Raw genomic sequence first — 23,926 nt, forward strand, 5'->3', positions numbered from 1 at the left:
GACAGCCGCACTTTTTTGTCACCAGGATTTATAAATTGAGTGGTGGGACATAAAAAAAGCGCACTCCTGTGCGCTTGATAATCACCCCGGCATCACCGCCAGCAGTTTCTGCCGCTCATTCTGGGCATTCTGGACAAATCGACCACGCATCGGATTCGGCACAGGTGCGGCCTGAGGCAGCGGGACTTTCATCGCATTGACCGCCCGGTTCTTTTTGAGCAACTCATAATGCAGGTGTGGTCCGGTGGAACGACCGGTGTTCCCGCTCAGCGCAATACGCTGGCCCATGGTGACTTTGTCACCAACCTTCACCAGCAGGCGGTGCAGGTGAAGGTAGCGGGTCGTATATTCACGACCATGCTTGATCACCACAAAATTACCGGCCAGCGAGTGCTTACTGGCTTTCACCACCACACCGTCGCCGGCCGCCAGAACCGGCGTCCCGATCGGGGTGGCAAAATCGGTGCCGTGATGCGGAGACGTCCGACCGGTGATCGGGTGCAGCCGCTGCGGATTAAATGATGAGCTGATGCGATAGCGCTTGGCCAGCGGATAACGGCGCAGCGCCCGATTCAGACTGCGCCCCTCTTCATCATAAAATTCACCGTCATCATGGCGCATGATGAAGACTTCCCGGCGACCACTCAGATAATACAGCGCCTTCACGTCACCCTGTGAGACCGCTTTGCCGTCGATAAACTCCCGCTCCACGGTTACCGCAAAACGATCGCCTTTTCGCGCTTCGCGGCCAAAATCAAACCGCCACTGCAAGGCCTGAACCAGAGTCTGAATTTGAGACGGGTTTAATCCGGCCGCCCGGGCCGACTGGTAGAAACTGCCTGAAATCCGACCCGTCAGCACCACAGGTTTCAGCTCACCGTTCTCTTCCAGCTGCTTAAACTGGTAACCCTTTGCCGTCAGGGTAAAGCTGTCGGCGAGTTTGGCGCTACGCTGGATGGTGAGCTCTTTCACCCGGCCATCTTCATCAACCGACCATTCCAGCTGCTGGCCGACCCGCAGGTTCTGAATAGAACGATTCACGGCAATCAGACGGTACATATCCGCCTGCGGCAGGCCATATTGTTCAAACACCGCGCCCAGGGTCTCCCCCGGCTCGACCTTGTGGGTATGGGCGACATCGGTCACCTGTGCCAGTTGCTGTTCCAGTTCATCCTTCGGGGCCAGAAACTCCGGGTCTTCCTGATCGAAGACAGCACCGAGCGGCTCACTGTTTTCCTCAGTTAACGGCTGCGGTTCAGTCGGAGCGACAGAGACTTCCTGATGACGCTGGTTGGACAGGACATCCAGTGCGCCCAGCGGAATATCAATGCTGGTGCGCTGCCCGGATGCCGTCTGCGGCAATGGCGAGGTGGGTTGCCATAGCGTCAATGCCGCGACCACAGCACAGGTTGAGAAAAGCGCAATCCGGTGCTGGCGGGGTAACTTTTTTATCGTAAAGGCTGTCGCCCTGAGTATTTTCATTATTATTTAAGACAATTGGTAAAACTCTGCCCTAATTCGGTTAAGAACCGGACATATCCCTGTTTCCCTTCGGCAATCTCCGTTGCCATCGGATCCAGGGTGCTGATATGAACCTTTGTGCCACGAACGACGCTTTTCACGACTGCCGGTGAAAACTGCGGCTCACTGAAGACGCAGACGGCTTCTTCCGCTTGCAGTGCCCGACGAATCGACACCAACGTTTTCGCGCCCGGACGACGATCCGGATTCACGGTAAAATGCCCCAATTTGTTCAGCGCGAAGGTCTGCTCAAAATAACCGTATGCGTCATGGAAGACATAGTAGCCGCGATCAGCCAGAGGCTTGAGTTGCTGGCGCAGGGCGGTGGTGGTTTGCTCCACCGCTGCGACGAACTGCGAAAGGTTATCGTCATAGACCTTTTTATTCAATGGGTCTAATTTGACAAGCTGCCCAGAAATGACCTTTGCCGCTTGAATTGCCTGAATTGGCCCCAACCATACATGCGGGTCGACCCCTTCATGGCTGTGAGCATGGTCCCCATGGTCCACCACCCCAGGCTCTTCATAATGGTGCAGGTCAATCGATGCCTGAGCCGTCAGCGCCAGATTCTGGCTTTTCTCAGCCAGAACCTTCACCAGAAAGGTCTCCAGCTCCGGGCCGACCCAGACCACCAGATCAGCTTCATTCAGCTTCTGCACATCAGACGGACGCAGTGCATAATCATGCGGCGATGTTCCCGGCGGCAACAGAATATCGCTGTGGGCAGCGCCATCGGTCAATGCCTGCACAATCAGCCCGAGCGGCTTGACGGTGGTGACCACTTTCAATTCTTGGGCCATGAGGGAAGATGAAAACAGCACAGCAAGAAAGCTGCAACAGACAAAAAAACGGCGCATAATATTTTCCAGAGCGATTATTAATTACAAACCCAGACCGAAGATGTTATATTATAACATCTCGTTTTGGCAATTCCCTGACGTACTTTTTTATGACAACCTTAGTTGAATTACAGGCGGTTACCGTAACCTTCGCGGATCGACACGTCCTAGACCAAGTTTCCTTCCAACTGGCCCGTGGCCAGATCACCACCCTGATTGGTCCCAATGGTGCCGGTAAATCGACTTTGGTCAAGGTGATCACCGGACTGTGCAAGCCCAGTAGCGGCCATGTGATCCGAACACGAGGACTGCGGATCGGGTACGTCCCGCAAAAACTGCAACTCAACGCCTCGCTGCCGCTGACGGTGGATCGCTTTATGCGTCTGGCCGGCCGTTACCGTCCTCAAGAAATCCAGGAAGCGCTGACCCTGGTCGGCGGCCTCCATCTGCATCACAGCAACATGCACTCACTCTCAGGGGGTGAAACCCAACGCGTTCTGCTGGCGCGGGCCTTGCTGCAGCACCCGGATTTACTGGTCCTGGATGAGCCGGTACAAGGGGTCGATGTGAATGGCCAGCTAGAGCTCTACAGCCTGATCCAGTCCCTGCGCGATAAACTCAACTGCGCAATTCTCATGGTCTCGCACGACTTACACCTGGTGATGGCTAAAACGGACCATGTGATCTGCCTGCATCACCATGTCTGTTGTTCCGGCACGCCGGATACCATCACCAGCCATCCGTCGTATGTCGCCTTGTTCGGCACGCAACAAAGTGAACAACTGGCCCTCTACCACCATCATCATAATCACGAACATGATCTTGCCGGGAGCCCGGTCGGTCCATGTCAGCATCACCACCACGAGGCATAAGAAACACCCATGCTTGAATTGATTCTGCCGGCCCTGTTTGCGGGTCTCGGTATCGCCGCCCTGGCCGGACCGCTGGGCTCATTTGTCGTCTGGCGCAAAATGGCCTATTTCGGCGACACGCTGTCCCATGCCTCGTTACTCGGCATTGCGCTGGGCTTTTTGCTCAATATCAACCTGAACCTGGCGCTGGTGATCTGCTGTCTCGCCCTGGCGGTGATCCTGGTGAGCCTGCAAAAACAGAAGTTTGTCGCCACCGATACCCTGCTCGGGATCCTGGCCCACAGTGCCCTGTCTCTCGGTCTGGTCGCTGTCAGCTTTATGGACCATGTCCGGATTGACCTGATGGCTTACCTGTTCGGGGATTTGCTGGCTGTTACGACTCATGATCTGCTCTGGATTTATGGCGGCGGTCTGGTGGTCTTTGCCCTGTTGTTCACCTTGTGGCGCCCGATGCTGTCGATGACCATCAACGAAGAGCTGGCCCAGGTCGAGGGGGTCAATGTCGATCTGATGCGCCTGGTATTGATGCTGATGGTCGGGCTGGTGATCGCGGTCGCGATGAAGTTTGTCGGCGCCCTGATCATCACCTCACTGCTGCTGATCCCGGCCGCCACGGCACGCCGATTCGCGCAAAGCCCGGAACAAATGGCTGCCCTAGCCTCGGTGTTTGGCGCCATTGCCGTGGTGCTGGGACTGATGATGTCCTGGCATTATGACACCCCGGCGGGTCCGTCAGTCGTGGTTGCAGCCGCTGCCCTGTTCATGCTTTGTCAATTCAAACGCACTGAGTAATGTCCCGCCGCGCCGGCTGCTGTCAGCTGGCGCTCCCTTAACGAAACAGGCGACGATGCTGCTCATGGCAGGTTTGCCGGACCAGCAAGGTCACCTGCTGTTGCTTTGCTTCCGGTAAATAGGTCAGCAAACACTGAAAGTATCCCTCATCCTGCGCTGAAAGCATGAAATTATCGATATACAGGCGATGGCAGGCATAAGTCATTAAACTGGCAGCCAGACTGTCTTCCACCCCGGCGACATGGGTCAGCACGCAATGCTGATAGGCGGCTTTATCTTCTTTCGCCGCTACATTTCCGACCGCGACGAAACCGCTTAGCAGCACCGCGGTTAGCAACACCACAACCAGCCACACCACCCCGATTCGTCTCATCGCCTACCTCCGTCTCCGTTCGGTATGACCTTGAAAATATGCAAAGCATATTCCCATTAATATCGGTTTCATTCCGGCGAAGAATCGTCTTGAATCTAATCTGTTACAATTTTAGATCTTTTTGATAACCATCACGACACACCCAACGGGTGCTGAACCATCCATGGAAAGGAGTCAACCATGTCGACTGAAACTGTTGGCTATCAACAGCCCACACTGTTGCAGCGCTTTTCGTTCTTGTGCACGACCCTGGTACAACGCTATCTCCCCGATCCCTTTTTGTTTGCTGCCATCCTGACCTTTGTGGTCTTTCTCATTGCGATGCCGGTCACCCAGCAAAGTCCGATGCAAATGGTCGATGCCTTTGCCGGGGGATTCTGGAACCTGCTCAAGTTTGCAATGCAGATGGCGATGGTGGTCGTCACCGGCCATGCGATGGCCTCCGCGCCGGTGTTCAAACGCGGCCTGGCCTACCTGGCGATGACAGCAAAAACCCCGGGCCACGCGATCTTCATCGTCACAATCGTCAGTGCCATTGCCTGCTGGATCAACTGGGGATTTGGCCTGGTGGTCGGGGCCATTTTTGCCCGGGAGCTGGCGGCAAAAGTTAAAGGCGTCGACTATCGCCTGTTGATTGCTTCGGCCTATACCGGCTTCCTGTTCTGGCATGCCGGCTTGTCCGGCTCGATCCCGCTCGCACTGGCCAGCGGGAGTAATCTGGAAATCGTCACCGCCGGAGCAGTCTCACAGGCCATTTCGACCGGTGAAACGCTCTTTTCGGCATCGAACCTATTGATCCTGGCAGTCATGCTGTTGGTGATCCCGCTGCTCAATAAGGCCATGCATCCAAGCAGTGCCGGCGAGGTGGTGACCATCGATCCGGAGCTTTTAAAAGAGCCGTTGCCAGCACAGCCATCGCGCGATCTGACACCCGCTGAAAAACTGGAACACAGCCCCTGGATCAACCGATTGCTGGCCCTGCTCGGCTTTAGCTACATCATCAGTTATTTCGCCGAGCACGGATTTGCGTTGAACCTGAATATCGTCAACTTTATTTTTCTGTTCACCGCGATCCTTCTGCACGACTCGCCCAAACGCTTGATTGCTGCGGTCGCGGAAGGTACCAAAAATACCGCCGGGATTTTGCTGCAGTTTCCGTATTATGCCGGGATCATGGGGATGATGGTTGCCAAAGGCCCGGAGGGGGTTTCCCTGGCCGGAGCGGTGTCTGATTGGTTCGTCAGTATCTCCACACCGGGTAGCTTCCCACTCTTTACGTTCCTGAGCGCCGGGATCGTCAACTTCTTCGTACCGTCCGGGGGTGGTCAATGGGCGGTACAGGCTCCGATTATGATGCCGGCCGGTGAAGCGCTGGGCGTCCCTGCGGCGAAAACGGCGATGGCGATCGCCTGGGGTGATGCCTGGACCAATATGATCCAGCCGTTCTGGGCCCTGCCTGCCTTAAGCATTGCCGGGTTAAACGCCAAAGACATCATGGGCTATTGTCTGATTGCACTGCTGGCTTCCGGTTTGATCATCAGCCTGGGACTTGTCCTGCTGTAATTGGCTCCCCCAGCGGCCTGCCGGGTTCACCACCGGTCAGGCCGCGTTCTGCAAACAAGCTATGATAGTCACTCGCCGTCGGATGACCGGCCTTTTCCAATGCCCCCGCCCGCCCCATCCTCAGATTCCAGCCGATATCACTGATATCACTTAACATATCAGTTACATTAGCCCACTGCGTTCCTTTCGGTAGGCATCGCTGTTCCGCTGAACATCGGCTGAAAAGAACCGGTAACCATACATGTCCGGCATGAGACGGGGGATAAGTCCCGTGCCGGCCGCTGTATCTGATGATTATCAAGCAAAAGGGATCTCATGCTGGATAAGATGGCTTTTTTCGTCAACGTTATACGCTGCGGTTCAATCTCGGCCGCTTCGCGAAAATTCGAGATTTCCGTCTCTGCCGGCAGCCGCTGGCTGCAAAGCCTGGAGTCGCAGTTTGGCATGCCGCTGCTCCGGCGAACCAACAAGCTCCTGACCCCGACTCCGGCCGGGCAAAAACTGTTTGATGAATTTGCGCCGCTGGTCGATAGCGCCACCCATATTCAGCAATCCCTGCTCGACTATCAGGAGCACGACAAGGGGCATATCAATATTGCCTGCACCCCCGTCTATGCCAATCATTTCCTGATGAGCGTCATCAGCGATTATCTGGCACTGCAACCCCACGTCACTTTCTCATTGAATATCACCCCCTGGGCCCTGGATCACGCTGGTGAAGTGGATTTGATGATCAGCGCCAATGCCACCTATCAGGGCTACCGCGAGCAGGATCTTCATCTGGTTCGCCGGGAAATCATGCAATGCCCGTTCGTGCCCGTCGCCTCACCCGCTTATCTGGCATCATTCGGAACCCCAACCTCTCCCGAGGCACTGAGCCATCACCGATGCTTGTTTGCCTCCACACTGACCGGCAGCAACGACTGGATTTTCACCTGCGACCCGGAAACCCAGATGATCAAGATCCCGAAAACGCTGGAGGTCAACGACAGCGATCTCCTGCGGCAAGGGGTGAGAAACGGTACGGGGATCGGCTATTTGCCCGAATTCGTGGTCCGAGACGACATTCAAAACGGTGACTTGGTGCCTTTATTCAGCGACTACGGCACCAGTACCTGGAGTCTCAACCTGTACTATTACCCACCGCAGCGCGCTTCGGCGGCAGCCAGCAGTTTTAAGGCCTTTTTGCTGGATCGCGCTCCGGGCTAGCCCTGAATCGGTGGAACCATTTCTGCGTTTCGCCGACCTCGCCGCAAACCCCGTTGAGGCTTGCATTTTCGCAAATTGGCTTTGCCGCAATGACGCTAACACCTCCGTCTCCACCGCCCATACACTCAGAGAAACCCGACAAATATTCTGAGCGAGCCACGGCTGCATCTGGCTGTAGCGGCTGCGCACTGTTTGAGGCGAGAACAATGAAAAAGCATATCAACCAACGCGACATCCAGGCCCTGCTCCGTGACGGTATGACCGTGATGATTGGCGGATTCATGGCCAACGGCGCCCCGGAGCACCTGATTGACATCCTGCTCGACAGCCAGGTGAAGAATTTAACCTTGATCACCACCGATACCGGTACACCGAACTCGGGCTCCGGGCGCCTCATTGCTGCCAAGCGCGTCCGGCGGTTACTGGCATCCCATATCGGTACCAACCCGGAAACCGGGCGGCAAATGGTGGCCGAAGAACTTGAGGTTGAATTGATCCCTCAGGGCACTCTGGCCGAGCGGATCCGGGCAGCCGGTGCCGGGTTGGGCGGCGTGCTGACCCCGACCGGTCTCGGCACTGTCATTGCCGAAGGCAAACCGGTGATCGAGGTCGACGGCGAGATGTTTTTACTGGAAAAGCCATTGCGGGCCGATCTGGCGCTGATCCGCGGCTCTGTCGTCGACAGCAAAGGCAACACTTTTTATCGCCGAACCACGCAAAACTTCAATCCGCTAATGGCGATGGCCGCTGAAACCGTGATTGTCGAAGCCCACGAACTGGTTGAAGCCGGTGCGATCGCAGCAGAAAGCATTCATACCCCCGGCTTGTTTGTCGATCATATTTACCACCAGGAGGCCTGAATCATGTCAACAATTACCGATAAAGAACACGTTCGCCGGACCATCGCCCGGCGGGTTGCCCAGGAGCTTCGGGATGGTGATATCGTCAACCTTGGGATAGGTCTGCCCTCTTTGGTTGCCAATGAAATCGACGCCGACATTGAAGTGCTGTTCCAATCCGAAAACGGCCTGCTGGGGATCCAAGCCCTGGCCGATGCAGACAACCACGATCCGGATTTGGTCAACGCCGGAGGACAAGCGATCACGGCCATTCACGGCGCCAGTTATTTCAACAGTGCAGACTCTTTTGCCATCATTCGCGGCGGACATGTGGATGTCACCGTCCTGGGCGCGCTTCAGGTCGATGCGCAAGGAAATTTAGCCAACTGGATCATCCCCGGTAAAATGGTGCCCGGGATGGGCGGCGCCATGGACTTGGTGGTAGGTGCCAGGAAAGTGATTGTGGCGATGGAGCATACCGTGAAGGGGCAGCCCAAAATCCTGTCCCATTGCAGCTTACCTCTCACGGCAGCGGGTCAGGTGAATCTCATCATCACCGAGATGGCCGTGTTTGTCGTCGCGGCTGAAGGACTGGTGCTGACCGAGATCGCGCCGGGTTATACCGTCACAGACATCGAAGCTGCAACCGACGCGCCGTTCACCATCAGCGCAACCCTCAAATCCATGGTTGCCTAGCCCGCCACGGACTTGGCATCCAGCGACGGCACGCCGACCCACCCGAGATAAAAAAACCGCTATCTGATTCGCAGATAGCGGTTTTTCTCAACTGAGTCCGTGACTGATGGAATTACCAGCCTGTCACTTCACGCAGCGCCTTGCCGATATCGGCCAGACTCTTCACGGTTTTCACGCCTGCCGCTTCCAGCGCCTGGAACTTGTCGTCCGCAGTGCCTTTACCGCCAGAGATAATCGCGCCCGCATGGCCCATACGCTTACCCGGAGGTGCCGTCACACCCGCGATGTAAGATACAACCGGCTTGGTGACGTGCTCTTTGATGTAAGCCGCCGCTTCTTCTTCCGCTGTGCCGCCAATTTCACCGATCATCACAATCGCTTCGGTCGCCGGATCTTTTTCAAACAGCGCCAGAATATCGATGAAGTTTGAACCCGGGATTGGGTCACCACCGATACCGACACAAGTTGACTGGCCAAAGCCTTCGTCAGTCGTTTGCTTCACGGCTTCGTAAGTCAGGGTACCTGAGCGAGACACGATGCCCACTTTACCCGCCTTGTGGATATGACCCGGCATGATGCCGATCTTACACTCATCCGGCGTGATCACACCCGGACAGTTTGGACCGATCATGCGTACGCCTGCTTCGTCCAGACGAACTTTCACGTCCAGCATGTCCAGCGTCGGGATCCCTTCTGTGATGGTCACGATCAGCTTGACGCCGGCATCGATCGCTTCCAGGATCGCATCTTTACAGAAAGGCGCCGGAACGTAGATCACAGAGGCTGTTGCACCGGTTGCTTCAACCGCTTCACGAACTGTGTTGAATACCGGCAGACCCAGGTGCGTTGTACCGCCTTTACCCGGAGACACACCGCCAACCATTTGCGTACCGTACGCAATAGCTTGCTCAGAGTGGAATGTGCCCTGACCGCCAGTGAAACCCTGACAAATGACTTTGGTATCTTTGTTAATTAGGATGGACATTATTTACCCTCCGCTGCAGCAACTACTTTTTCCGCTGCTTCAGTTAGGGATGTCGCAGCAATAATATTCAGGCCACTCTTAGCCAGCGTTTCTGCGCCAAGTTCAGCATTGTTACCTTCCAGGCGTACCACAACCGGTACTTCAACGCCCACTTCCTCGACGGCACCGATAATCCCTTCCGCAATCAGATCACAACGGACGATACCACCGAAGATATTCACCAGTACCGCTTTCACATTGCTGTCAGACAGGATGATCTTGAATGCTTCCGTGACACGCTCTTTAGTCGCGCCGCCACCGACATCCAAGAAGTTCGCAGGCTTACCGCCGTGCAGGTTCACGATGTCCATGGTCCCCATCGCGAGGCCCGCGCCGTTCACCATGCAGCCGATGTTGCCGTCCAGCGCAACATAGTTCAGTTCCCACTTCGCCGCATGCGCTTCACGCTCATCTTCTTGTGATGGATCGTGCATTTCACGCAGTTTTGGTTGGCGGTACATCGCGTTGGAGTCGATGTTGATCTTGCCATCCAGGCACAATAGGTTGCCTTCGCCGGTGATCACTAGCGGGTTAATCTCCAGCAGCGCCAGATCATAATCAGCAAACATCTGGCCCAGACCCATGAAGATCTTGGTAAATTGCTTGATTTGATCGCCTTTCAGACCCAGCTTGAACGCCAGCTCACGACCTTGGTAAGCCTGTGGGCCAACCAGCGGATCAATCGCTGCTTTGTGGATCAGCTCAGGGGTTTCTTCCGCAACTTTCTCAATTTCCACGCCACCTTCAGTCGATGCCATGAAAACAATACGGCGGCTGCCACGGTCAACGACTGCACCCAGGTACAATTCGTTGGCAATGTTTGACGCCTCTTCAACCAGAATCTTTGTGACCGGCTGGCCATTGGCGTCTGTCTGATAAGTCACCAGGTTTTTACCCAGCCACTTTTGTGCGAATTCTTTGATGCCTTCTTTGGTATCGTGCAGCTCAACACCGCCCGCTTTACCACGGCCACCCGCGTGAACCTGACATTTGACAACCCACTTGTCACCGCCGATTTTACCGGCTGCTTCTGCCGCTTCTTGCGGCGTATCGCAAGCATAACCTTCTGGAACTGGCAGACCATATTCAGCAAATAGCTGTTTTGCCTGATATTCGTGCAGATTCATGATGTTCTATCCGTTTTCATATCCCTTTGGGACTTGTTATTTCCATGTGAAATACTCTTGGGTATTTCTTCGTCAATCCTACCTGGTACCGGAAAACAGGCCGGGGGTTGAGCCTCCCCGGCCAGGTACAGGTATTAAACGTCCAGTAGCAGACGTGTTGGGTCTTCAAGAAGCTCTTTGATGGTCACCAGGTAACCAACTGACTCTTTACCATCGATCAGACGGTGGTCGTAAGACAGCGCCAGGTACATCATCGGCAGGACTTCAACCTGGCCGTTCACTGCCATCGGACGGTCCTGGATTTTGTGCATGCCCAGAATTGCCGCTTGTGGCGGGTTGATGATTGGCGTCGACATCAGCGAGCCAAACACACCACCGTTGGTGATGGTAAAGTTACCACCGGTCAAATCTTCAACGGTCAGCTTGCCGTCACGGCCTTTGATGGCCAGCTCACGGATACCTTTCTCGATTTCGGCCAAGCTCAGCTTGTCACAGTCACGCAGTACTGGGGTCACCAGGCCGCGCGGCGTTGAAACCGCGATGCTGACATCGAAGTAGTTGTGGTAGACGATATCATCACCGTCGATCGACGCGTTCACTTCCGGATAACGCTTCAACGCTTCGACCACAGCCTTCACGTAGAAAGACATAAAGCCCAGACGGATGCCATGACGCTCTTCGAAGATGTCTTTGTACTGCTTACGCAGGTTCATGATTGGCTTCATGTTGACTTCGTTGAACGTCGTCAGCATTGCTGTGCTGTTTTTTGCTTCCAGCAGACGCTCTGCAACACGCTTACGCAGACGTGTCATCGGGACACGCTTCTCGCTACGGTGTGCCAGTGGCGCTTCTGCTTTGGCTTCAACGGCAGATGCCACAGCCGGCGCAGCTTTCTTGCCATCTTTCACGAACGCTTCCACGTCTTCGCGGGTAATGCGACCACCGACACCGGTGCCTTTGACGTCAGCTGGGTTAATGTCGTGCTCAGCCAGCAGGCGACGAACCGCCGGGCTCAGGGCTTCACTGGTCTCTTCAGCCAGGGCCGCAGTGCTGCGCTTGTTCGGCGATGCTTCAGCTTCAGCCGGAACATCTTTCGTTGGCTCGCCAGCAACCGCACCGACTTTAATTTTGCCGATCAGCTGCTTGGTCAGGACGGTGGTGCCTTCTGCTTCCAGAATTGCTTCCAGAACACCATCTTCAGGTGCCGGTACTTCCAGCACGACTTTATCTGTTTCGATATCAACCAGAACTTCATCACGAGTCACGGCATCACCCGGCTGCTTGTGCCAAGTCGCCACTGTCGCATCTGCAACTGATTCAGGTAAATCGGGAACCAGAATTTCGATTGTCATATCCGCGTTGTCCTTTTTGTTCCAGTTCTATTCATTTATTGTCAAAGCGTCTTCAACCAACGCTTTCTGTTGTTTCAGGTGAACCGACATGTAGCCTACTGCCGGTGATGCAGAAGCCGCTCGGCCTGCATACGTCAAGTCTGCGCCATTTGGCAACGCCGCGCGGAAGTTGTGCTGGCTTGAATACCAAGCACCCTGGTTTTGCGGCTCTTCCTGGCACCAGACAAAGTCAGTTACGTGCTGATAATCGGCCAGCGCTGCTTCCACATCCTCTTTCGGGAATGGGTACAGCTGCTCAATCCGCACGATGGCAACATCGGTCTGCTCATTCTTGCGACGCTGTTCCAGCAAGTCGTAGTACACCTTACCGGAGCACAGCACCACACGTTTCACTTGTTTCGGATCCAGCGCATCAATCTCACCGATAGCCGGCAGGAACGTGCCGTTGGCCAGATCGTCCATCGTCGACACACACAGCGGGTGACGCAACAGCGATTTCGGCGACATCACCACTAGCGGGCGACGCATCGGACGTACGACCTGGCGACGCAGCATGTGGTAGACCTGCGCTGGTGTCGACGGGATAATGACCTGCATGTTTTGCTCAGCACACAGCTGAAGGTAACGCTCCAGACGTGCGGAGGAGTGCTCAGGCCCCTGGCCCTCGTACCCGTGCGGCAGCAGCATGGTCAGACCGCACATCCGGCCCCACTTCTGCTCACCAGAGCTGATGAACTGGTCTATGACCACCTGGGCACCGTTGGCAAAGTCACCAAACTGAGCTTCCCAGACCGTCAAACCACCTGGCTCGGCAGTCGCATAACCATATTCAAACGCCAGGACCGCCTCTTCAGACAACACGGAGTCGAACACCTGGAACGGACCTTGTTTGTCATGAATATTGGCAAGCGGGATATAGGTGCTGGCATCACTTTGGTTATGCAGCACAGCGTGGCGGTGGAAGAACGTACCGCGGCCGGAATCCTGACCGGTGATCCGGATGCGATTGCCTTCATCGACCAACGTGGCATAGGCCAAGGTTTCCGCCATCCCCCAGTCAATCGGCTTCTCACCATCAGCCATCAGCGTCCGGTCGTGGTACAGCTTCTGTACCCGGCTCTGCAGCTTATGACTTTCCGGGAACTGGCAGATACGGTGAGCAAGTTCGTTGAGGCGATCGGCGTTCACGGCGTTCGGCCACTCAACTGTCCAGTCATGGCCCAGATACGGAGACCAGTCGACAGAATGCAGCTTCATCGGACGCCACTCTTTGACCACACATTCACCGCGATCCAGTGCATCACGATACTCGTTGATCAGGGCTGTGGCTGTTTCCAGCTCGATCGTGCCTTTATCCGTCAGGGAATCTGCGTAAATCTTACGCGGTGTCGGGTGCTTTTTGATCTTCTGGTACATCAGCGGCTGAGTCGCGTTTGGCTCATCTGCTTCGTTGTGGCCATGGCGGCGGTAACACACCAGATCAATCACGACATCACGCTTGAAGGTATTGCGGAAATCCAGCGCAATTCGGGTGACAAATGCCACCGCTTCCGGATCGTCTGCATTGACGTGGAAGATCGGCGCCTGAACCATCTTGGCGATATCGGTACAGTATTGCGTGGAACGGGTATCGTTCGGGTTCGAAGTGGTAAAGCCGATCTGGTTGTTAACCACGATACGGATAGTACCGCCGACACGATAACCCCGAGATTGGGACATATTGAACGTTTCAGCCACGACCCCCTGGCCAGCAATGGCCGAGTCACCGTGAACTGTAATTGGCAGAACCTGAGAGCCGTCTTTATCGCCCAGGCGATCCTGGCGCGCACGGACCGAGCCGACAACGACAGGGTTGACAATTTCCAGGTGCGACGGGTTGAATGCTAGTGCTAAATGCACGTCGCCGCCCGGAGTGGCAAAGTCTGCCGAGAATCCCTGGTGATATTTCACATCACCGGTCCCCCAGGACTCACCATGTTTACCGGCAAATTCGTCAAACAGATCCTGAGGCTTCTTACCCAGCACGTTCACCAGCATATTCAGACGACCCCGGTGGGCCATACCGATGACAACTTCGCGGGCCCCGTTGGTCCCGGCGTAGCGGATAAGCTCTTTCACCATCGGGATCATTGCATCGCCGCCTTCCAGCGAGAAACGCTTGGCACCCGGGAACTTCGCCCCCAGATAACGTTCCAGACCTTCCGCTGCGGTGAGCTCATCCAGGAAAGTGAGTTTTTCTTCGTCAGTAAATGCACCCTGGCCCACAACAGATTCCAGTCGCTGTTGGATCCAGCGTTTTTCTTCTGTGTTGGTGATGTGCATATATTCTGCACCAATCGACCCGCAATAAGTCTTCTTCAGTGCATCAAAGATTTCTGAAAGCTTCATGCTGTCTTTGCCAACGGCAAAAGAACCAACATTGAAGGTTTCATTGAAATCCTCTGGGGTCAGGTTATGAAAAGCCGGGTCGAGATCAGGCACTCGATCTTGCTGCCATAAGCCTAACGGGTCTAAGTTTGCATGCTGATGCCCGCGGAAACGGTATGCGTTAATTAACTGCAACACCTTAACCTGCTTAGCATCAACGTCTGGATCGCTGACGGTCGCACTTAGATGGGTTGTTTCTTTCGCTAAACGCCGAAAATAATCACGAACGCGGGAGTGCGGCTGTTCGACAACAACTTCATCCACCACAGGCAACTCGCTGAATACGTGCTGCCACTCTTCGTCAACTAATTCTGGGTCGCTAAGATACAACTCGTAGAGGTCTTCTACATAAGTTGCATTGGCGCCAGCCAGGTGTGAAGACTCAAGCCAAGCCTTCATAACGCCGTTCTGCATTGTTTTCCCTTAACCACTAGTTATCGCCATTCTGCTCCGGTCTCAAGGCCGGGCTTAAAAGCTGGCTTTCGATAGCGAGTCAGAAAGCCAGCATATCGATAATTCGACTTTATACCGCGCGTTTGAGCAACATCGACTTAATGTGACCAATCGCTTTGGTAGGATTTAATCCCTTAGGACAGACATTTACACAGTTCATGATGCCATGGCAACGAAAAACGCTAAATGCGTCGTCAAGATCAGACAGACGTTCATCTGTGGCCGTATCACGGCTGTCAATCAGCCAGCGGTACGCTGCCAGCAAGCCGGCCGGACCGATAAATTTATCCGGATTCCACCAGAATGACGGGCAAGATGTTGAGCAGCAAGCGCACATAATACACTCGTACAGACCATCCAAGTGGGCACGCTCTTCCGGAGATTGCAGGTGCTCACGTGCCGGCGGCAGTGAATCATCATCAATCAGGAATGGCTTCACTTTGGCGTAGTTGGTGTAGAACTGCTCCATATCGATGATCAGGTCGCGGATCACCGGCAGGCCCGGCAGCGGACGGATCACAATGGTTTTCTCGCCAGTCAGCGCCGACAGCGGCGTGATACAAGCCAGACCATTTTTCCCGTTCATGTTGATGCCGTCTGAACCACAGACCCCTTCACGGCACGAACGACGGAACGACAGCGTCGGATCCTGCTCTTTCAGCAGGATCAATGCATCAAGCACCATCATGTCGGAACCATCCGGCACATCCAGGGTATACCCTTTCATGTGCGGCGCGTTATCAACGTCAGGGTTGTAGCGGTAAATTGAGAAATTCAGTTTCATAATGTTTACCTCCCTTAGTAAGTACGCGCTTTCGGCGGAAATGCTTCACGGTGAACTGGTGTCATGTTTACATCACGCTTCGACATTTGCTCTGTCTCAGGGTTGTAAATGGAGTGGCACAGCCAGTTTTCATCGTCACGCTCAGGGAAGTCGAAACGGGCGTGGGCGCCGCGGCTCTCGGTGCGGTAGTTCGCCGCCACAGCCGTTGCATAGGCCGTTTCCATCAGGTTTTCCAGTTCCAGACACTCAATGCGCTGAGTGTTGAACTCGGTAGAAGTATCGTCCAGGCGCGCATCTTTCAGACGCTCACGGATCACTTTCAGCTCTTCCAGACCAGTGGCCATGGCTTCGCCTTCACGGAACACCGAGAAGTTATTTTGCATACAGGTTTGCAGATCTTTACGGATTTGTACCGGATCTTCACCTTTCTGCGTGGTATTCCAACGGTTCACACGTGCCAGAGAAGCTTCGATATCAGACTCAGTGGCCGGACGCGCTTCCGCTTGGGCAGCCAGCGTTTCACCCAGGTGCAGGCCAGTCGCACGGCCGAAGACCACCAGGTCAAGCAGGGAGTTACCGCCCAGACGGTTTGCACCGTGGACAGAAACCGAGGCGATTTCACCACAGGCGAACAGGCCTTGAACTTCCACGTCATCACCGGCAGCAGTTTGTTTCACGGCCTGACCGGAAACCTGCGTTGGTACCCCACCCATCATATAGTGACAGGTCGGGATCACCGGAATCGGCTCTTTGACCGGATCAACGTGCGCAAATGTCCGGGACAGTTCACAAATCCCTGGCAGACGAGATTCCAGTACGTCTTTACCCAGGTGATCCAGTTTCAGTTTAATGTGCGGACCCCACGGGCCATCGCAACCGCGGCCTTCACGGATCTCGACCATCATTGAACGGGCAACCACGTCACGACCGGCCAGGTCTTTGGCATTCGGCGCGTAACGCTCCATAAAGCGCTCGCCGTCTTTGTTCAGCAGGTAGCCGCCTTCACCACGACAGCCTTCGGTGACCAGTACCCCGGCACCGGCAATCCCGGTTGGGTGGAACTGCCACATTTCCATATCCTGCATCGGAACCCCAGCACGCAGTGCCATCCCGACACCGTCACCGGTATTAATGTGGGCATTCGTTGTCGACGCGTAGATGCGGCCCGCACCACCCGTCGCCAGCACAGTTGCCTTGGCTTTGAAGTAACAAATCTCACCGGTTTCCATGCACAACGCAGTACAGCCCAGAATGGCGCCGTCCTGATTCTTCACCAGATCCAGTGCATACCACTCCGAGAAAATTGTAGTTTTGTGCTTAATGTTTTGCTGGTACAGGGTATGCAACAGCGCATGGCCGGTCCGGTCCGCAGCAGCAGCGGTTCGCGCCGCCTGCTCGCCGCCAAACTCTTTCGACTGACCGCCGAACGGGCGCTGGTAGATGGTCCCGTTATCAAAACGAGAGAACGGCAGGCCCATTTTTTCCAGCTCAATGACTGATTTCGGGCCATTTTTACACATGTACTCAATGGCGTTCTGATCGCCAATGTAGTCTGAACCTTTGACGGTATCGTACATGTGCCACTGCCAGTTATCCGGGTGTGAGTTCCCCAGGGCAACGGTGATCCCACCCTGCGCCGAAACGGTGTGAGAGCGAGTTGGAAAAACTTTAGACAACAAGGCACATTTCAGGCCTTGTTCTGAAATCTGAAGTGCGGCGCGCATACCTGCACCACCAGCACCGATCACAACGGCATCAAATTCACGAACTGCAATGCTCACTTACACACCCCACACAATAAAGAAGCCAGAAAACAGGTACACGAGAAGAATGGCAACCACACCAAATTGGATCCCTGCACGAAGTGCGGCAGGTTTAATATAATCCGTCAGGACTTGCCATAAGCCGATCCAGGCATGGATCATGATGGAGAACAGCGCCAGCATGGTGAACACTTTGGTACTCAGCTTGCCGAAAAACGCGGTCCAGGTTTCATAGCTCAGATCCGGCCCGAAGGCTAAAAATCCAACCATGTAGAGGGTGTAAAGCGTAAGGATGATCGCCGTTGCGCGGATCAGAATAAAGTCGTGTACACCATTACGACCAACCGTTGACACATTGTTTACCATACCAGGCCTCCTGCAAAGACAGCCAGTACCGCGACAATTGCAAAGCTGATTTTGGCGCTTGCAATCCCGGTATCCATTTCTTCAAAATATCCCATGTCCATCATCAGGTGACGTACGCCTAACACGATGTGATAGAACAGCGCCGTCAAAATGCCCCACAGCACAAACTTCACAAAGAAACTGTCAACAATGTTGGCAGCACTCGCGAAACCTTCCGGGGATGACAGGGAAAGGCTTAAAAGCCACAGAAGAATGGCAACAGCAACAAATGTGATGACACCGGAGACCCGGTGCAGGATGGACGCAATCGCCGTCAGAGGAAAGCGAATCGTCTGTAGGTCGAGGTTAACAGGTCTTGGCTTATTTACTTTCACGGTATTTGCCCACTCAGCTCCATTGAAGCATCTTATTTTTATTAAACTCTCCGGTTCGCTGAGCCAGGACAAATGATCGCAACATTTTCGTAACCTTTGGTTGCAAATATGTTTATGTAGGGGACCCAAAACACAGTTCAACCTAAGTGACTAATATTGTTGAGTACTTAAGCACTTGTATCTGGCGGCGGCGGAACCAGAGACCTGCGGCGAGTATACGCTTCGTAACAAGCAATTACAAACCCGGTTACATGACCTCTAACACGATTTCGAGATTTTGCACTTTTTTACCAAAAGTTATTAACAAGCGCACACAAAGCAGTACAAAAATTGACAAACGCAGGTTCCCTCGGTACAACAACTGCACATCCGAATCCGGATCAGGATTATAAAGAGCAAAGGAGATTGTTATGGCAGACAAGAAAGCGACTCTTCATATTGAAGGGAATGCACCAGTCGAACTGCCGATTCTCGGGGGTACACAGGGGCCAGACGTCATTGATGTCCGCAAGCTTGGCGCGAGCGGTTACTTTACATTTGACCCGGGCTTTATGGCCACAGCTTCATGTGAATCTCAAATTACCTATATTGATGGCGATAAAGGGATTCTGCTGCATCGCGGCTACCCAATTGACCAATTAGCCAATAACGCTGATTACCTGGAAGTGTGCTATATCCTGCTATACGGTGAAGTTCCGTCGCGAGCACAGTATGAAACGTTCCGCACCACGGTCACGCGCCACACCATGGTTCATGAGCAAATTTCCAGCTTCTTCCACGGCTTCCGACGCGATGCACACCCGATGGCGGTGATGTGCGGTGTGGTCGGTGCTCTGGCAGCCTTCTACCATGATTCGCTGGATATTAATAACGACATGCACCGTGAAATCACGGCGTTCCGCCTGCTGTCGAAAATGCCGACACTGGCTGCGATGTGTTACAAATATTCAATTGGTCAACCATTTATCTTCCCGCGCAACGACTTGGACTATGCTGAAAACTTCCTGCATATGATGTTTGCCACACCGTGTGAAGAATATGAAGTGAGCCCGGTCGTCGCCCGTGCGATGGACAAAATCTTTACCCTGCATGCTGATCACGAACAAAATGCATCAACGTCCACCGTTCGTCTGGCCGGCTCATCTGGTGCAAACCCGTTTGCGTGTATTGCTGCCGGGATTGCTTCACTTTGGGGGCCTGCGCATGGCGGCGCCAACGAAGCCTGCTTGAAGATGCTGGAAGAGATTGGCAGCGTTGAGAATATCCCTGAGTATATTGAACGCGCCAAAGATAAAGATGACCCATTCCGTCTGATGGGCTTTGGTCACCGTGTTTACAAAAACTACGATCCACGTGCTACTGTGATGCGTGAAGCCTGTCACGAAGTGCTGGAAGAGCTGAAGATCGACGATCCGCTTCTGGATGTCGCCATGGAGTTGGAACGTATCGCGCTATCGGATGAGTACTTCATTGATAAGAAACTCTACCCGAACGTTGACTTCTACTCCGGTATCATCCTGAAAGCCATCGGGATCCCGGTCTCTATGTTCACCGTGATTTTTGCGATGTCTCGGACGATCGGCTGGATTGCGCACTGGAACGAAATGCACAACGATCCGGGCAACCGTATCGGTCGTCCGCGTCAGCTGTACACCGGCTATCCGCAACGTGAATTTCAACCGATCCACGAGCGCGAATAAGTTCGCTGACTCTTCGGAACGTGTTTCAAAATAAAAAGGTTGAGCATCACGCTCAACCTTTTTTTGTCCCTGTATGTTTTATACGTTGGGTCCTTACACCGGGTTATCAACGTCGATAAAGCTGACGTCGAGGCCATGATTTTGTGCCAACCACTCACCTAATGCTTTCACTCCGTAGCGCTCCGTCGCGTGATGACCGGCACTGAAGTAATGAATTCCCAACTCACGCGCGGTATGCACCGTCCGCTCAGAAATCTCACCTGAGATAAACGCATCCAACCCACGCTGTGCGGCCAGCTCAATGAAGTCTTGTCCCCCACCGGTACACCAGCCAACTGTTTTAATCTCAGCGGGGCCGCCCGGGATATGCAACGGCTCACGATGTAATGCAATCGCCAGCCGGGAAGCCAATTCTTCACCGGTTAACGGCTGTGCAAACTGACCATACACGCTGACCGACTGCGGGTTTCCGGCTTCCAGACCACCCAGCACCTCAATCTCAAGCATTTTTGCCAATTGGGCGTTGTTCCCCAATTGCGGATGGACATCCAGGGGCAAATGATAGGCGTAAAGGTTAATCCCGTGATCAATCAACGCCTTAATGCGGCGGAACTTCATCCCACGGATTTCTGATGGCTCACCTTTCCAGAAATACCCATGATGAACCAGCAGCGCATCCGCCTGCGCTTCAATCGCGCGATCAATCAAAGCTTGGCTGGCCGTCACCCCGGTGATCACCTTGGTAACTTCTGTTTTCCCTTCGACCTGTAACCCATTCGGACAATAGTCTTTGATCAGGTGCGGGCTGAGCAGCTCGTTCAGCACAGCTTCCAATTTTAGATGATTCATTCGTGCTCCCTCTTATCACTCCCGAATAGTTTATCCCATCTCCGGGCCAGGAGCAGCCTCCGTGTCATTCAACATTTCACAACCGGTTGCCCGGCTGTCAGCGGTATACCCAGGAATATGTTACAGTGATCAATACAGCTGTTGCGTGCCATGCTCCGATTCCTTTAACCAAACCGGCTTGGTACTGGTTTTTGTCCAGAATCGGTGCATCAGACTGTAGAAAGATGCGCGCTTGGGTTTCGGCAGCAGCAACATCAATGGCAATGCCGCGATCCCGACCAGAACCACACCGATCCGGCGCGTCAGAATACGAAGCAAAGAATAGGGCTGGTACATAGAACCTCCTAACTGGTCTAACCTGTTATTAAGCTAATCCAAAAGCCGCTTCGACACTAGTGTTCGATCCTGATAATTTCAGCAAAATTGTCGTCAAATGGTAAGTTAAAGTTTCGATATGCAGTCATTTCACAACAAAGAAACAGTCAAGCAACGCATGATTAACGACATGCAAGCCCTGCTCCATTGCCCGTCCCTGATTTGTGCGCCCTATGTGATGGACGAACAATGGCTGACCGAATTTCGAACCCATGCCGTGCTCCCCGAAGTCGCGTCTTATACGGGGAATCGACGACTGGGTTTCTACTATCAGTGGCTCTGGCAACAACTAATCGATGCCCATCCCCGCTACCGGCTTCTGGCAGAAGAAGTACAACTGACCTGGCAGAAGCAAACCCTGGGGGCGATAGATTTCTTAGTCGAAGATTGCCAAACCGGCACAATCGAGCACTGGGAAGTCGCGATTAAATTCTATCTTGCTTTTCAGCACCAATGGCCGGGCCCCAATGCCAAGGATAACCTGGATAAGAAAACCAACCGGATGCTCGATCACCAGCTCCAGCTTAGCGACCACCCGGCCTTCCTCGAACAGTTGGCCCCTCAATATGGCGCGCCACGCATTAAACGACTCCTGATGCAAGGACGGTTATTTTACCCGCACCATGGCCAAGATACCGGATCTTCCCTGACGGTAAATCCGCACGCCTTGACTGGTACCTGGTGCTATCCGGAGCACGCCGCTGCGCTCGGGCTCAAACCGATCGACAAAACACAATGGATCAATCCGCCAAACTACAATGCCCTGGAAATCCGACTTGATGCGGATACCATCACCACCCCGACACAGGCGATTGCGCCGGACCAGCAGGTTTGGTTTGTAATGCCACAAGACTGGCCGCGGTGGGACGGGATTAAACCCGAATGAAGCAAGGCCAAAAACGTTGAGACAAAAGACAAAAAAACGCCCGGTCGACTGACCGGGCGTTTTTCAAATCACTTGCCAATAACTGGCTTACAGACCGGCGTCCGCAAACACTTTACTGACGATCTCCTGCGCTTCTTGCTCAATCAGCGCCAGATGGGCTTTGCCCTGGAAGCTTTCACAGTAGATTTTGTAGATGTCTTCCGTGCCGGACGGACGGGCGGCAAACCAGCCATTTGCCGTCGTCACTTTCAGGCCACCAATCGCCGCGCCATTGCCCGGCGCATGCGTCAGACGCGCAGTGATGGCATCGCCCGCCAGGGTCTCTGCTGCCACCATCTCCGGAGACAGCTTGCTCAGCACTGCTTTTTGCTCGCCATTAGCCACCGCTTGCAGACGGTTGTACTCCGACGCACCATGCTTGGCCGCCAGCGCTTCGTAGTACTGCTGCGGGTTCTGGCCAGTTACTGCGGTAATTTCCGCCGCCAGCAGACACAGCAAAATACCGTCTTTATCGGTTGACCAAGGGGTTCCGTCCATGCGCAGGAAGGACGCCCCGGCACTTTCTTCACCACCGAAGCCCAGCTTGCCGCTGTACAGTCCGTCCACAAACCACTTAAAACCAACCGGTACTTCGCACAGCTCACGGCCGAGATCAGCAACCACGCGGTCAATCAAAGCACTGGAGACCAGCGTTTTGCCGACCGCAACGTCTGCCGACCAATCCGGACGGTGACGGTAGAGATAGTCAATGCAAACCGCCAAGAAATGGTTCGGGTTCATCAGCCCAGCCGGCGTGACAATCCCGTGGCGGTCATAATCCGGATCATTGCCAAATGCCAGATCATAGCTGTCTTTATGCGCCAGAAGTCCTGCCATTGCATACGGCGACGAGCAGTCCATCCGGACCACGCCATCTTTATCGAGCGACATGAAGCGGAATGACGGATCAATCGATTCGTCCACCAGCGTCAGATCCAGGCCGTAATGGCTGGCAATCTGGCGCCAGTATTCAATGCCCGAGCCACCGAGCGGATCGACACCGATCTTCAGGTTGGCTTTTTGGATCGCCGCCATGTCGATAACATTGACCAGATCGTCCACATACGGCGCAACCAAGTCGCGCGCGACAACCAAATCGCTGGCCAACGCCTGCTCGATGGAGACACGCTTCACATCCACCATGCCCGCGGCAATGATCTCGTTGGCACGAGACTCAATCGCTGTGGTCAGTGCCCCTTCAGCCGGACCGCCATGAACCGGGTTATATTTAATCCCCCCGTCCTGTGGTGGGTTATGAGACGGCGTGATCACAATGCCGTCCGCTTTGGCAGCATTGGCGACGTTGTGGCACAGGATGGCATGAGAAATGCCCGGTGTCGGCGTATAACCACGCCCTTCCTGAATGACGACTTGAACGCCGTTGGCCACCAGCACTTCCAGGGTCGATGCGAATGCCGGCTCAGACAGCGCATGGGTATCTTTACCGAGAAACAGCGGGCCGGTTACACCGTTGGCGGCACGTACTTCTGCAACCGCCTGGGCAATCGCCCAGATATGATGCTGGTTAAAGGTACCTTTATCCGCGGTGCCGCGGTGGCCAGAGGTTCCGAACGCCACTTGTTGCTGCGGGTTGCCGGCTTGCGGTTCAATCTGAAAATAGTTCGCCACTAACGCCGGAATGTTATGCATATCTTCTTGCCGGGCGCGCTGACCGGCTCGAGGATGGATCGCCATGAACTTAT

The 23,926-nt window shown here is 54.3% G+C and carries 22 protein-coding genes; 8 read left to right on the top strand and 14 right to left on the bottom strand.

Going from position 1 to position 23,926, the window contains the following annotated elements:
* Positions 1–81 precede the first annotated feature (81 nt).
* Together mepM and znuA are read right to left on the bottom strand one after the other, a co-directional pair.
* The gene (gene mepM / locus VV869_RS01410; RefSeq protein ID WP_337733237.1) at positions 82–1,482 is read right to left on the bottom strand and encodes a murein DD-endopeptidase MepM; all 1,401 of its coding nucleotides are present in this window, start codon (positions 1,480–1,482) and stop codon (positions 82–84) included.
* 2 nt (positions 1,483–1,484) lie between these two features.
* A complete protein-coding gene (gene znuA / locus VV869_RS01415) occupies positions 1,485–2,378 on the bottom strand; it encodes a zinc ABC transporter substrate-binding protein ZnuA (protein WP_337733238.1) in 894 nt (297 codons plus the stop codon).
* Between the two features lie 92 nt (positions 2,379–2,470).
* Here znuA and znuC point away from each other — a divergent pair, with 92 nt between their 5' ends.
* Both znuC and znuB read left to right on the top strand, forming a co-directional pair.
* The gene (gene znuC, locus VV869_RS01420) at positions 2,471–3,232 is read left to right on the top strand and encodes a zinc ABC transporter ATP-binding protein ZnuC (protein ID WP_337733239.1); all 762 of its coding nucleotides are present in this window, start codon (positions 2,471–2,473) and stop codon (positions 3,230–3,232) included.
* A gap of 9 nt (positions 3,233–3,241) precedes the next feature.
* The gene (znuB, locus tag VV869_RS01425) at positions 3,242–4,024 is read left to right on the top strand and encodes a zinc ABC transporter permease subunit ZnuB (RefSeq protein ID WP_337733240.1); all 783 of its coding nucleotides are present in this window, start codon (positions 3,242–3,244) and stop codon (positions 4,022–4,024) included.
* Between the two features lie 37 nt (positions 4,025–4,061).
* Here the strand turns inward: znuB and VV869_RS01430 are convergent, their stop codons facing one another.
* Positions 4,062–4,397: a VF_A0006 family four-cysteine protein gene (locus tag VV869_RS01430; protein ID WP_337733241.1), complete on the bottom strand. Its 336-nt coding sequence runs from the start codon at positions 4,395–4,397 to the stop codon at positions 4,062–4,064.
* Between the two features lie 180 nt (positions 4,398–4,577).
* Here VV869_RS01430 and VV869_RS01435 point away from each other — a divergent pair, with 180 nt between their 5' ends.
* The 4 genes from VV869_RS01435 (at position 4,578) to VV869_RS01450 (ending at position 8,704) form a co-directional block, all read left to right on the top strand.
* The gene (locus tag VV869_RS01435) at positions 4,578–5,960 is read left to right on the top strand and encodes a short-chain fatty acid transporter (RefSeq protein WP_337733242.1); all 1,383 of its coding nucleotides are present in this window, start codon (positions 4,578–4,580) and stop codon (positions 5,958–5,960) included.
* 315 nt (positions 5,961–6,275) lie between these two features.
* Positions 6,276–7,169: a LysR family transcriptional regulator gene (locus VV869_RS01440; protein WP_337733243.1), complete on the top strand. Its 894-nt coding sequence runs from the start codon at positions 6,276–6,278 to the stop codon at positions 7,167–7,169.
* 206 nt (positions 7,170–7,375) lie between these two features.
* A complete protein-coding gene (locus tag VV869_RS01445; protein WP_337733244.1) occupies positions 7,376–8,029 on the top strand; it encodes a CoA transferase subunit A in 654 nt (217 codons plus the stop codon).
* A 3-nt stretch (positions 8,030–8,032) separates the two neighbouring features.
* Positions 8,033–8,704 carry a 3-oxoacid CoA-transferase subunit B gene (locus VV869_RS01450; protein ID WP_337733245.1) on the top strand — a complete coding sequence of 224 codons (672 nt, stop codon included), beginning with the start codon at positions 8,033–8,035 and terminating at the stop codon, positions 8,702–8,704.
* Positions 8,705–8,816: 112 nt separating this feature from the next.
* On the opposite strand, the gene sucD is transcribed toward VV869_RS01450, so the two are convergent.
* The 8 genes from sucD to sdhC all read right to left on the bottom strand — a co-directional run bounded on the left by sucD (position 8,817) and on the right by sdhC (position 18,374).
* Complete coding sequence (gene sucD / locus VV869_RS01455; RefSeq protein ID WP_337733246.1) at positions 8,817–9,689, bottom strand: succinate--CoA ligase subunit alpha; 873 nt, start codon at positions 9,687–9,689, stop codon at positions 8,817–8,819.
* A complete protein-coding gene (gene sucC / locus VV869_RS01460; RefSeq protein WP_337733247.1) occupies positions 9,689–10,855 on the bottom strand; it encodes an ADP-forming succinate--CoA ligase subunit beta in 1,167 nt (388 codons plus the stop codon). Before sucC ends, sucD begins: the two co-directional genes overlap by 1 nt.
* A 134-nt stretch (positions 10,856–10,989) precedes the next feature.
* On the bottom strand, positions 10,990–12,207 hold the full coding sequence (gene odhB / locus VV869_RS01465; RefSeq protein ID WP_337733248.1) for a 2-oxoglutarate dehydrogenase complex dihydrolipoyllysine-residue succinyltransferase: 1,218 nt from the start codon (positions 12,205–12,207) through the stop codon (positions 10,990–10,992).
* Positions 12,208–12,234: 27 nt separating this feature from the next.
* The gene (sucA, locus tag VV869_RS01470; protein WP_337733249.1) at positions 12,235–15,048 is read right to left on the bottom strand and encodes a 2-oxoglutarate dehydrogenase E1 component; all 2,814 of its coding nucleotides are present in this window, start codon (positions 15,046–15,048) and stop codon (positions 12,235–12,237) included.
* Between the two features lie 109 nt (positions 15,049–15,157).
* The gene (locus VV869_RS01475; RefSeq protein WP_337733250.1) at positions 15,158–15,871 is read right to left on the bottom strand and encodes a succinate dehydrogenase iron-sulfur subunit; all 714 of its coding nucleotides are present in this window, start codon (positions 15,869–15,871) and stop codon (positions 15,158–15,160) included.
* A gap of 14 nt (positions 15,872–15,885) precedes the next feature.
* On the bottom strand, positions 15,886–17,652 hold the full coding sequence (gene sdhA, locus VV869_RS01480) for a succinate dehydrogenase flavoprotein subunit (RefSeq protein ID WP_337733251.1): 1,767 nt from the start codon (positions 17,650–17,652) through the stop codon (positions 15,886–15,888).
* On the bottom strand, positions 17,653–18,000 hold the full coding sequence (gene sdhD / locus VV869_RS01485) for a succinate dehydrogenase, hydrophobic membrane anchor protein (protein WP_337733252.1): 348 nt from the start codon (positions 17,998–18,000) through the stop codon (positions 17,653–17,655).
* The gene (sdhC, locus tag VV869_RS01490; protein WP_255389820.1) at positions 17,994–18,374 is read right to left on the bottom strand and encodes a succinate dehydrogenase cytochrome b556 subunit; all 381 of its coding nucleotides are present in this window, start codon (positions 18,372–18,374) and stop codon (positions 17,994–17,996) included. The genes sdhD and sdhC overlap by 7 nt, the downstream gene beginning before the upstream one ends.
* A gap of 410 nt (positions 18,375–18,784) precedes the next feature.
* On the opposite strand from sdhC, the gene VV869_RS01495 reads away from it, so the two are divergent.
* The gene (locus VV869_RS01495) at positions 18,785–20,074 is read left to right on the top strand and encodes a citrate synthase (RefSeq protein ID WP_337733253.1); all 1,290 of its coding nucleotides are present in this window, start codon (positions 18,785–18,787) and stop codon (positions 20,072–20,074) included.
* 93 nt (positions 20,075–20,167) lie between these two features.
* Here VV869_RS01495 and VV869_RS01500 read toward each other — a convergent pair whose 3' ends face one another.
* Entirely contained in the window at positions 20,168–20,923 is a 756-nt protein-coding gene (locus tag VV869_RS01500) for a Nif3-like dinuclear metal center hexameric protein (RefSeq protein WP_337733254.1), read from the bottom strand.
* A 129-nt stretch (positions 20,924–21,052) separates the two neighbouring features.
* Complete coding sequence (locus VV869_RS01505) at positions 21,053–21,259, bottom strand: DUF2517 family protein (RefSeq protein WP_337733255.1); 207 nt, start codon at positions 21,257–21,259, stop codon at positions 21,053–21,055.
* A gap of 118 nt (positions 21,260–21,377) precedes the next feature.
* Between VV869_RS01505 and VV869_RS01510 the strand changes: the two genes are divergently transcribed.
* Positions 21,378–22,184: a DUF1853 family protein gene (locus tag VV869_RS01510; protein WP_337733256.1), complete on the top strand. Its 807-nt coding sequence runs from the start codon at positions 21,378–21,380 to the stop codon at positions 22,182–22,184.
* 87 nt (positions 22,185–22,271) lie between these two features.
* Here VV869_RS01510 and pgm read toward each other — a convergent pair whose 3' ends face one another.
* Positions 22,272–23,918: a phosphoglucomutase (alpha-D-glucose-1,6-bisphosphate-dependent) gene (gene pgm / locus VV869_RS01515; protein ID WP_337733257.1), complete on the bottom strand. Its 1,647-nt coding sequence runs from the start codon at positions 23,916–23,918 to the stop codon at positions 22,272–22,274.
* Positions 23,919–23,926: the final 8 nt, after the last annotated feature.

Source organism: Photobacterium sp. MCCC 1A19761, assembly GCF_037389125.1.
Taxonomy (GTDB): Bacteria; Pseudomonadota; Gammaproteobacteria; order Enterobacterales; family Vibrionaceae; genus Photobacterium.

Excerpts from the sequence above, each read along its gene's own strand:
- odhB (WP_337733248.1), bottom strand. The coding sequence starts at position 12,207 with ATGACAATCGAAATTCTGGTTCCCGATTTACCTGAATCAGTTGCAGAT.
- sdhD (WP_337733252.1), bottom strand. The coding sequence starts at position 18,000 with ATGGTAAACAATGTGTCAACGGTTGGTCGTAATGGTGTACACGACTTT.
- VV869_RS01495 (WP_337733253.1), top strand. The coding sequence starts at position 18,785 with ATGGCAGACAAGAAAGCGACTCTTCATATTGAAGGGAATGCACCAGTC.
- VV869_RS01505 (WP_337733255.1), bottom strand. The coding sequence starts at position 21,259 with ATGTACCAGCCCTATTCTTTGCTTCGTATTCTGACGCGCCGGATCGGT.
- mepM (WP_337733237.1), bottom strand. The coding sequence starts at position 1,482 with ATGAAAATACTCAGGGCGACAGCCTTTACGATAAAAAAGTTACCCCGC.
- sucC (WP_337733247.1), bottom strand. The coding sequence starts at position 10,855 with ATGAATCTGCACGAATATCAGGCAAAACAGCTATTTGCTGAATATGGT.
- znuB (WP_337733240.1), top strand. The coding sequence starts at position 3,242 with ATGCTTGAATTGATTCTGCCGGCCCTGTTTGCGGGTCTCGGTATCGCC.
- znuC (WP_337733239.1), top strand. The coding sequence starts at position 2,471 with ATGACAACCTTAGTTGAATTACAGGCGGTTACCGTAACCTTCGCGGAT.
- VV869_RS01500 (WP_337733254.1), bottom strand. The coding sequence starts at position 20,923 with ATGAATCATCTAAAATTGGAAGCTGTGCTGAACGAGCTGCTCAGCCCG.
- VV869_RS01430 (WP_337733241.1), bottom strand. The coding sequence starts at position 4,397 with ATGAGACGAATCGGGGTGGTGTGGCTGGTTGTGGTGTTGCTAACCGCG.
- VV869_RS01435 (WP_337733242.1), top strand. The coding sequence starts at position 4,578 with ATGTCGACTGAAACTGTTGGCTATCAACAGCCCACACTGTTGCAGCGC.
- sucA (WP_337733249.1), bottom strand. The coding sequence starts at position 15,048 with ATGCAGAACGGCGTTATGAAGGCTTGGCTTGAGTCTTCACACCTGGCT.
- VV869_RS01475 (WP_337733250.1), bottom strand. The coding sequence starts at position 15,871 with ATGAAACTGAATTTCTCAATTTACCGCTACAACCCTGACGTTGATAAC.
- VV869_RS01450 (WP_337733245.1), top strand. The coding sequence starts at position 8,033 with ATGTCAACAATTACCGATAAAGAACACGTTCGCCGGACCATCGCCCGG.
- VV869_RS01445 (WP_337733244.1), top strand. The coding sequence starts at position 7,376 with ATGAAAAAGCATATCAACCAACGCGACATCCAGGCCCTGCTCCGTGAC.
- pgm (WP_337733257.1), bottom strand. The coding sequence starts at position 23,918 with ATGGCGATCCATCCTCGAGCCGGTCAGCGCGCCCGGCAAGAAGATATG.
- VV869_RS01440 (WP_337733243.1), top strand. The coding sequence starts at position 6,276 with ATGCTGGATAAGATGGCTTTTTTCGTCAACGTTATACGCTGCGGTTCA.
- sucD (WP_337733246.1), bottom strand. The coding sequence starts at position 9,689 with ATGTCCATCCTAATTAACAAAGATACCAAAGTCATTTGTCAGGGTTTC.
- VV869_RS01510 (WP_337733256.1), top strand. The coding sequence starts at position 21,378 with ATGCAGTCATTTCACAACAAAGAAACAGTCAAGCAACGCATGATTAAC.
- znuA (WP_337733238.1), bottom strand. The coding sequence starts at position 2,378 with ATGCGCCGTTTTTTTGTCTGTTGCAGCTTTCTTGCTGTGCTGTTTTCA.